4 protein-coding genes and 1 CRISPR repeat array are annotated in these 8,008 nt (G+C 62.6%); all 4 genes read left to right on the top strand.

Annotated features, from left to right (window positions below; all coding sequences use genetic code 11):
- Positions 1-15: 15 nt before the first annotated feature.
- Positions 16-407: direct repeats of the CRISPR family, unit length 30 nt; unit sequence GTCGAAGTGGGAAAGACCGCGCGCGGGATT.
- A 311-nt stretch (positions 408-718) separates the two neighbouring features.
- Positions 719-2,230 carry a VWA domain-containing protein gene (locus tag FJY73_13455; GenBank protein ID MBM3321663.1) on the top strand — a complete coding sequence of 504 codons (1,512 nt, stop codon included), beginning with the start codon at positions 719-721 and terminating at the stop codon, positions 2,228-2,230.
- A 24-nt stretch (positions 2,231-2,254) separates the two neighbouring features.
- Entirely contained in the window at positions 2,255-5,383 is a 3,129-nt protein-coding gene (locus FJY73_13450; GenBank protein ID MBM3321662.1) for a hypothetical protein, read from the top strand.
- Between the two features lie 4 nt (positions 5,384-5,387).
- On the top strand, positions 5,388-7,487 hold the full coding sequence (locus tag FJY73_13445; GenBank protein ID MBM3321661.1) for a hypothetical protein: 2,100 nt from the start codon (positions 5,388-5,390) through the stop codon (positions 7,485-7,487).
- Positions 7,484-8,008: hypothetical protein (locus tag FJY73_13440; GenBank protein ID MBM3321660.1), on the top strand; the 525-nt coding region annotated here is incomplete at its 3' end. The genes FJY73_13445 and FJY73_13440, both read left to right, overlap by 4 nt.

The following is an 8,008-nucleotide window of genomic DNA, read 5'->3' as shown; positions in this document are numbered from 1 at the left end:
CATCCCGTGATCGGGGTCGAAGTGGGAAAGACCGCGCGCGGGATTGCGACAACGTAATGGATTCGATGATCCCGGTCGCAGTCCCGTCGAAGTGGGAAAGACCGCGCGCGGGATTGCGACTCCGGCTACGGCGAGGAACCGGACCAACTCCCCGATAGTGTCGAAGTGGGAAAGACCGCGCGCGGGATTGCGACTTCTGGTGATAGTTGTAGCTATCCCAGACCCCTCCATCGTCGAAGTGGGAAAGACCGCGCGCGGGATTACGACGTGCGAATGCCGTTCTTCATGGTCGCACGGATGACTCGTCGAAGTGGGAAAGACCGCGCGCGGGATTACGACTTCTGGTGGCGATCACGAAATCCATGAATTGCCTGTTGGTCGAAGGGCGAAAGACCGCGCGCGGTCCCTTCTCGCCTCGCGTCCGGTGGCGGCGGGACAGAGCATGGGGTGGCGCCGGGGGAAGGGCCGACCTCGCCGGGGCGTTCCGGAGCCTTCAGAGGTCGATTTTGGACTTGTCTTCGGACCCTGGAAGGGATCAGAATACGGGTGCGGTCTCCAATCGTGGTAAGCGACCGCCCCAGCCTCGTCGGTCATTCCTCTCGGACGGAGGAAAGCGAGCGGAAAGCGACATCTCCAGTTGTCAGCCCCGTGTCTCCGAGCGGCGGCGATTCGAGCGCGCACGCGGCTCCGGAAAGCGCCCGATCCGAAGGAGGCCTTCATGGAAACATCGACCGGGCTTCGACGGTTCTCTCGAGCGCATCCCTTTCGCCCGAGGAACGTCCGACTTCCGCTCTCCCACGGGACCGTGCTCTCCCTCGTCGTCTCTCTTCTCCTCGTTCTCCCGCTCGGCCGCCTGACGGCAGGGGAGGACAAGGGAAACCTCAACCTCGTGCTGATCGTCGATACGTCCGAATCGATGCGCGGGGTCGGAGGCGCCGCCGACATCTTCGGAAAGGTCCTCCGAACTTGTAATGAGATCGCGGGGGAGCTGAAGCCGGGCGATACGGTCACGCTGATCTCATTCGATGAAGCGCCCCGCACTCTTCCGACCGTTACTCTCTACGGCGAGGCCGAAAAACGCCGGGTGACCGAGGCGATCCACGCGCTGGCTGCCGAGGGAAACTGGACGTTCACGTCCATGGCGCTCGCCGAGGGACTCGAGGAAGCGGCCTATCTGGAGCAGAACTACCCGAACCACCGCCAGGTCGTCGTCGTCTTGACCGACGGGCGGAACAACCCGCCTCCGTCGAAAAGGGATGCCGGCCCGACGCTTCGCGAGGTGACCCGCCCCTACGCGGGGAAGCCCTGGTACGTGTTCCAGGTGCAGCTCGGACCGGAAATCGATGCGGAGCTTGAAGACGCTCTGCGCGTCTTCGAGAACGCGAAGACCATCCACGATCACCGGGCGGAGAACGTCGATGATTGGCGTCCGACGATCTTGCCGCCCGCGCCGCCGGAGAAGAAGCGTGTGGTCTGGCGGGTCGAACCGAAAGAGATTCGGCTTGAGCTGGAAGAGCAAGGGGTCGAGCGATCGGGAGCCTGCCGGATCGAGTTTCCCGCCGAAGTCCCCTCCGACGCGGTTTGGACGCGTCTCGATCGCGGATCCGTGCCACCCGAGATCGATCTCAGGCTGGAAGATGTTTCGAAGGCGCAGGGAAGGATCGACCTCCAGATCCTCGCGAGCGCCCGCGAGAGGATTGCGAACGACGTTCGCGAAGCCAAGATCGAAATCGGCCTCGCCGATCTCGAAAGCTTCGCGGCCGATCCGGTCGAGGTACTGATCCATGTGAAGACCCGGCTGGTCCCCCCCGCGTGGCCCAAGTACCTCTTGGCGGGATTCGTCCTGCTCCTGCTCGCCGCCGGAATCATCCTGATCGCCAAGCGAAAACGGGAGAGCCGGCTCTTCGGAAGCCTGGACTATTGGCCCGTCAAGGGAGAGACGGGTGCCCGCAGAAGGGTGGACGATTTGGCCGCGTACGGCGGCAGGGCGGAGATCGGAACCAAGCAGATCGTGATTCCCGGTGTCTCCTCACCCCTTGCGTGCCTGGCCACACGCATGGAGAACGAGGAGCGTCATGTCGTCGTCGCTCCCGAGAAGACGGTTTCGATCATGCATGAGAACCGAGAGGTCGTCGAGCTCGTGCTCTACGACAGCGACGAGTTCGAGATCTCCGGTTGGTGCTTTCGATATCGGGGCGCCGTATCGAGGCGCGCGACGAGAAGATCGTAGGCAAGCGGTTCAGGGGAGGAAGCCATGGTGAAGCTCTTCGGAGGACACGGGACGACGGCCACCGACGCGGTTTCAGGAGTAGCCCGCGCCGCCTTCGCCGGAAGAACCTACTACCCAACGATCATGATCGGGCTCGGCGGAACCGGGGCGGAGACCCTCCTCCGAGTGAAGAAGCTTCTCGTCGACCGCGCGGGAGACCGGCTTCATCTCCATCGGTTTCTCTTCATTGACACCGATCTGCGAACCTTCGCGCCTCGGGAGGGGCTCCCTCCGATCGAGACCGACGAGCAGTGTCTCATTGGGGTCCGTTGGGCGGACCAGCTCGTCGCGAATCCGAACCTGCATCCGGAGATCCTGAGCCGTTTCCCGCGATCGGAGCTCAAGGAGGGATTCATCCGCAATCTCGCGCGGGGAGAGGGGGCCGGACAGATCCGATCGATCGGGGCCCTCGCCTATGCGCTCGACTATCGGAGCATCCGCCAACGGATCTCTCAAGCATATAGGAACGTCATTGACCTCTCCGAAAGCGTTCGACAGGTCCTCGCGAACGCCCACGCAGAGATCGGCACGGACATCGCCGTATACATCGTCGGCTCCTTGGCGGGTGGGACCGGGTCCGGTTGCTTCTTGGATCTCGCTTTGACCGTCGAGTCGGTTTGTGAGAGTCACAAGGCACGGATCCTCGGTCTGTTCGCCCTTCCGCGCGGATTCGATGAGAAAGTGGCCAATGACCCCGGCCAGACGGATCGGATCCGAGCGAATACCTACGCGGCCCTCAAGGAACTTCAGTTCGTTCTCGATACGGACGCTCCCGAACGGCCGGCGCAGGTCGAGTACGACTACGGGGAGGCGGGTCGGCTCTCACTCCCTAAGAGCAACAAGCTCTTCGAGCTTGTCTATGTGTTCGATATCCTCAACCAGCGCGGTCGGTTGCCGAAGCTCGAGGAGCTGTACGAGCTGATGGCGCGAACGGTTTACCAGGATGTCGGATCACCCTTCGGCGCTCATGCCCAGTCTTTCAATTCGAACTGCGGAGTGCTCACCGGCGTCACGGTCTGCCCGGAAACGAATCGTACTCGGCTGTTGAGCAGCGGAGCGACCTCCTCCCTGATCTACCCGGCGGAGCGGACGTCGCTGTACTGCACCTACCGCTCTCTCGCCGAGGTGGTCGCGGATGAGATGCTGGAGAAGACTTCGTCTCTTCACGAGATCCAACAGAAGGTCTCCGTCTTCCTCGCACAGGAGAAGATGGAGGAGCGGGGGGCGGTGAACCAGATCATCGAGACCCTCCTCTCCGAACCGAAGAAGGGGGAGGTGCTCTCCTCCTCCTTCTACGGACTGCCGCGCACGTGGGGAGGCTCGTACGATGGTCCGGTCTTCGTGGCCCAGATCCGAGACAAATGGAACCAGTTCCGGAACGAGGAGGTGCCCGAGGTCTCGAAGATCATCAAGCAGAACCTCGAGCGACGGCTTCACGGATCGGAGGATCTTCCACGCGACGTAATCCGGGAACGGGTCGAGCGGTGGGCGATCGGCGTTGCGGCGAGCGACGGCCTGGGGGCCGCGCGGAAAGCGATCGAGGAGCTCACCTCCGTTTGTCAAAAGATGAAGAACGAGCTGGTCGCGGAGCTCGATGACTGGAACACGAACGAGCGCGAAGCGACCCGCCAGATCTTCGATCGGAACTGCCTGCTGCTCTCCGGGATGAGCTGGCTCGGGCGGCAGCTCAGCAGCAAGGACGAGAGACTCGAGAAGCAGTTGATTCTCGATTTCAATCGTCGAGTGGACGGCGAGCTGGATGCCCTTGCGAAGGCGGACGCGATCCGCATCGCCGAGCACTTGGAGAATGTGGCGCGGACGGTTCAGGCCAACTGGGATCGGTTGGCCGTGATCCTGGCCGATCTGATCCGACGCTCCCAGGAGCTGGCGAGCCGTCTCGAGTCCCGCAGGCGCGGTGTGACGCGGGATTTCGTCGTCGAACTGGAAGTGACCCAACCCGGCTATGAACGACGCTACTATGAGACGAACCGACGTCCGACCTCCGAAGTTCTTTCCGCCTTGCTCGAACTCAGAACAGTGGACGACGAGAACTCCGAGGGCGCCGCGCGGATCAGTCTTTACCGGTGGATGCTCTCGGTCAGCGGGCTCACGCGGTCTCTGGAAGTGATCGGCGAGCAGCTCGGCGCTCAGATCTACGGGAAGTTCTGGGAGAGACTCCTCGAGACCGACCTGATCCAGTTCATCGAGAAGAACCCTGCGGAGGTCGGTGAGACCCTGGAAGGGAAGCTGAAGCTCGCTTTCGAGATGTGCCAGCCGTTTTGGCCGGCGAGGCCAATCCAGTCAGGCATGTACTTCCCCGAGTTCATGGCTGTGACCGTGCGCCACGAAGCTCAGGCAGGAAAGCAGGCGACCCCACCGAGGCTGGTGCGGGAGTGGATCTCGAAGTTCGGACCGAAGGGGAAGGGTGGGGTTTCCGAGACGGTCAGTTCCGACATCCCCTACGAAATCATGATCAGCCGACGAACCCATGGAGCGCGCGTCCACTACTTCGGTCCGGCGAGAGACTGGGCGGTCCGATATCGGAAGGAGAAGAAGATCGCCAAGGGTCGGTTCATGCTGGAGTCGCACAGCGCGTATCTAGAGATTCCGGATCCCATCCCGCAGGATGCCAGACCGATGGAGTGCTTCGCCTTGGGTGTGGCTCTTGGATTCGTCGCGGTGCGCGGGGACCATTACTACTACGGTCTCACGGAGAAGAAGGACGCCGATGGACGGCCGATCATCGCCGTCCAATATGCGAGTCAGTGGGGGACGATCCAGACTCTGCAAGGCGTTCCGCCCGTACCGCAGGATTGCGGGCGGCTCAAGTTCATGATGAAGAACGTGAGGAGCATCTCGGTCGATCAGAAGTTCGGCCAGGGGCGCCAGGCTGCGGTGGACGCGCTCGGACAGAAGCCCGAGTGGACCTCTCTCATCGAACAAGCGTTCGGGGAATACCACCAGACGGTGGGGAATCCGACCCTTAGGGCGCATTTCCAAGCCTACATCGACCAGGTTTTGGATCCAGCGATCGACAAAGCGGGAGATCGGGGCGATCTCCTTCGCGAGGAGAAGCGACTTATCGAAGAGCGAATGGCGAACCTCGGGATGTGACGACATGCACGTGAGAACCGGCTTCGAAACAGCTCGGCCTCACGCGGCCCTGAATCTGGTCATAGCCCTGGACGAATTCGGGACCGAGGTCGTCGCTCTCCTGAGACAGCATCTCACGGTCCTTCCGGAACCACTCCAGCGGACGGTCCGCATCGTGGAACCTTCCGATGGTGATCTCGGGACCGCGATTTCAGGGGCCCGGGCCGCCGTCACGGACAGAACCAACCTCGAGATGATCGAAGCGGGAGGGTGGGCGGTCGAAGGTCGTTCCCTCGATAGGATCCGGATCCGCACCTGGCTTCTCTGGAGCTGTCGATCTTCCGGGGCGATTCCGGAAACCGTTCGAACGATCGTGTCGGCCGGTCCCGAGGCGACCTACCTCTGCTGTCGTTTCGAAGATGCCGACCGGGAGGATACGCCCTCCGAGGTTCTACCTTCGCTCTCGCTCGTTTGCATCGGTTCGATCGCACAGAGCGGCGAGACCGTGACTCGCCTGGAAGTGGTCGCGATCGCTGCGGGTCTGGTTCTCGCTTCGCTTCTTCCGAGCTTCTCGTTGGACGCCGTTCATCGGCCGGGAACGAGAGCTTGTCCTGGATTCTCCGGCTTCTATGGGCTCGTCGGTCCTTCGGCGGAGCGCCTCGCGCGGCATGTGGCGTTCGCGCTCGTACCTGAACAACTGAGCAGCGACCCGCACGCGTTGGGTGTCCAGGACCTCCCTGAGCCGGCCAGGCGTCTTCTCGAGGAGATGTCCCCCGAGCGGCTCGGGATTCAGCTATTTCATCCCGAACCGGGGGGTGTGGCTCCTGAGCAAGCGATCCCAGCGCATCCAACTTGGACTCAGGAAGGTCGCCTCGAGGTCGCCCTGAACCGGAGCGAGGTGGGTCTCGGGTTGGAAGATGTCCCGGAGACAGAGTGGCCTCGGCGGCTCCGGCGCTACTCGAGCAGCTTCGACAGGACCCGGGCCACCACTTGGCGCATGTTGATGGAGCGGGCGTCGAGGACGATCGCGGAACGGGTCGACGAGAGGTTCGGACCGAGCTTCCGGCGGCTGCTCGACTCGCTCCCTCACGCCCCTTCTTGCTGCAGACAAATCCTCCACGAGATCGGCGTGAGGATCCGAGAAGAACGTACATCGGCGGCGGATCCTACCGGAGACTTCGAGGCGGCTCTCCTGGATCTGCGCGAAGCGATCGCGGTGCGCCCGAATCCGATCACGCTCAGCCTGCGCACGATACTTTGGGTCGTCCCCGCTCTCGTGTTTGGGGCAATCGGGATCAGAGGTTTGTACGACGACTTCCGCGGCCTCGCCTACTCGATCTCGTGGAGCGTGCTCGGCGCGCTGGCTTCGGCTGCGTGGGTCTTCTGGAAGGTCTGGAAAAGCCACAGGCGGATCCGCTCGTCCCAGGATCATGCGATCGACATCCTGATCCGGAGACAGGAGTGGATCCTCTCCCGAAACGCGATCGCCTATCTCGACGAGATTGTTCAGGGCTTGGCCGATCGTGCGGCCGAAGCGGAGAGCGCCCTTGCACGGAATGTGCAGGAACTCGAAGAAGCTACCCGCGCTCTCGGCGACTCCCTCAACCCTGATGTCGCTGCGGCTCTGACGTTCGGGCCCGTGCTCCGAAAGAGAGGCGAGTACGAACAACTCTTCCGCGAACTCGCCTTGGATCGGAATCGGTGGCTGGAGGATGCGGTGGAAGGGGGAGAGTTCGCGTCGGTGGGCACCGATCACAAATCGGCCGTGACGTTCGCTGAGTCTCTCGAACGATGGTGCCGGACGCGGCTGGAGGGGCGGATCGCGGTTCATCTACCCGGTTTCGCGGACCTTTGGAGGATCCGGGCCGAGATCGGCGGGGAAGGAGAGTCGCTCGAGCGGAGCGCCGAGGCGCTCATCCGGCGGGCAGCTCCGCTGACGCGCGAAGCTCTTCAGACCGAATGGCGGCGGCTCGGTGTCTCGCGTGAGCTTGTTTCTCGGATCAGCCCTGTGATCGAAGGGAATCCAAACCTCGCCGGCGTCGAGATCGACGCGATCGAAGAGCTTCCGATTCTCTGCTGCGTGCGGAGCGGTTTCCCTCCCCGTACGGAAAAGGAACAACCGTGACGTTTCGTCTTCTCGCATCCCTGGTCTGGATGTCGATCGTCCTGATCCCGCAGGTTCGGTCCGTCTTCATCGGGATCGCGCTCGCGCTCTGGCCCACGATCGAGCCGTTCCAGAGTCTCTCAAAGATCCATGCGACATGGGTTCCGTTCGTGATGCTCCTCTTCATCGGCTATGGGTTCAGCCTGCTGATCCTTCGGTTTGTTCGTGCAGACCGAATCCAGGCTCTCGGCGGTCGCGTGCATGGAGGTGACCGCATGACTAGCCTTGCCGTCGTCGTTACGCTCGCATGGGTCGGACTGAACTTCTGGACGGGGACTCTCGGAGTTCCCGGCGTTCTCGTTGCGGCGCTCGTCTGTGTTGGAATGATCTCGCCACCTGCGCCTCCGACCATTCCGAGCCCACGGCCTGCGCCTGCGCCTCCGACACCTGAGCTCTTCACCACGTCCGCCGATGAGCACGAGCCGTCTGGTCCGGACGATGCCGAGGACGCCGACCACTACTACAGAACGTTCTCCGGGCTC

The organism is Candidatus Eisenbacteria bacterium, assembly GCA_016867715.1.
Taxonomy (GTDB): domain Bacteria; phylum Orphanbacterota; class Orphanbacteria; order Orphanbacterales; family Orphanbacteraceae; genus VGIW01.
This window is presented reverse-complemented; position numbering and strand designations above follow the sequence as displayed.